Source organism: Pseudoroseomonas cervicalis ATCC 49957 (assembly GCF_000164635.1).
Classification (GTDB): domain Bacteria; phylum Pseudomonadota; class Alphaproteobacteria; order Acetobacterales; family Acetobacteraceae; genus Pseudoroseomonas; species Pseudoroseomonas cervicalis.
Genome location: NZ_GG770786.1, coordinates 7936 through 9379, shown reverse-complemented (window position 1 = coordinate 9379; position 1444 = coordinate 7936). Strand labels below are relative to the sequence as shown.

Sequence of the window (1444 nt, the reverse complement as noted above, 5' to 3'; positions counted from 1 at the left end):
GGTGGCGGCGCGCCGTAGCCCGGCGCGGCATAGCCCGGCGGCGGGCCGGCGGGGTCGAGCACCAGGCGGCGCTCGGCGCAGCCATCGAAGCCGCGGTAATCCTGCACGCCGCCGTCGCGGAACACCACGCGCACATCCTGCAGGCAGCCGCCGCGCGGATCCAGCCGCACGCGGTGCACCACACCCGGCGGCACGGCGATGGTGCCCAGCCGGTCATGCCCCCAGTCGCGGATGGCGACCGGGTTGGCGTAGAGCTGCTCGACAATGCGGGGCGTGTTGTTGACCAGGTCGAAGGACGGGTCGGGCAGGCGCTGCGCAGCGGCGGGCTGGGCCGCGAGCCCGGCCAGCGCCAGGGCGGCCGCAAAGGCGGAATGCCGGATCATCTGTCGCGCTCCCTCTGACCGCTGGCTGAACGGCAGAGGGATGGCGAGGTTGCCGCTTGATGTCCACACGCGCCCCGTTCACGGAGATGATAGCGGTGCTCACGTTCTGGCGCGGCGCCCCCTCTGCCGATATCAGCCGATCCAGCGCTCGCCGTCGCGCCGCACGCGGCCCTCGCGCGCCAGCTTCAGCAGATGCGCCAGCAGGCTGCGCCCGGCCGCCGGCACCAGCCGCGCATCCAGCGCGCCATAGACGGGGGGCACCAGCGCCTCGGCGCTCGCGCTGCCCGCCGCGCGCAGGGCGGCCAGCACCTTCGCCTCGCGCTCCAGCCGGTGCGCCAGCAGGGCGCGGGTGAAAGCCTGCGGCTGTTCCAGCGGCGCGCCATGGCCGGGGAGGAACAGCGCCTCGTCGCGCGCCGCCAGCCTTTCCAGCCCCGCCATGTAATCCACCATGTCGCCATCCGGCGGGCTGACCACGCTGGTCGACCACGCCATCACATGGTCGGCCGAGAACAGCACGCCGCCGCCCTCCAGCGCGAAGCAGAGATGGTTGGCGCAATGGCCGGGCGTGTGCAGCGCGGCGAGGCGCCAGCCCTGCCCTTCCACCACCGCGCCATCGGCCAGCGCCACATCGGGGCGGAATTCATGGTCGCCGCCCTCGCCGCCCGCCTCGGGCGGGGTCTGGTGCGGGCCGAAGCCATAGCTGCGCGCGCCGGTCGCGGCGGCGAGCGCGGCCGCCCCCGGCGAATGGTCACGATGCGTGTGGCTGACAAGGATTTTGGTCAGTTGCTCGCCGCCGAGGGCGGCGAGCAGCGCGGCGCGGTGCGCCGCATCCTCCGGCCCGGGATCGAGCAGCGCGACCTCGCCCTCGCCGATGATGTAGCTGTTGGTGCCGAGGAAGGTGAACGGCCCCGGATTGGCGCAGCGCAGCCGGCGCAGCCGCACGCCGCCGAAGCGGCCCAGCTCCTGCACCACGCCGCTCGGCCAGGGATCCTCGCGCAGGAAGGCGGGGCCGCTCACAGCGCGCCCCCCCGCGTCGCGGGGCGTGGGGACGGGTCGCACTC

At 74.6% G+C, this 1444-nt stretch carries 1 protein-coding gene and 1 pseudogene; both read right to left on the bottom strand.

Features of this window, described 5'->3' with window-relative positions; genetic code table 11:
* Window positions 1–383: pseudogene (locus HMPREF0731_RS18970) on the bottom strand (hypothetical protein); the annotation flags it as partial.
* 132 nt (window positions 384–515) lie between these two features.
* A partial coding sequence (locus HMPREF0731_RS18965; protein WP_306302915.1) for an MBL fold metallo-hydrolase occupies window positions 516–1444 on the bottom strand: 929 nt, incomplete at its 5' end.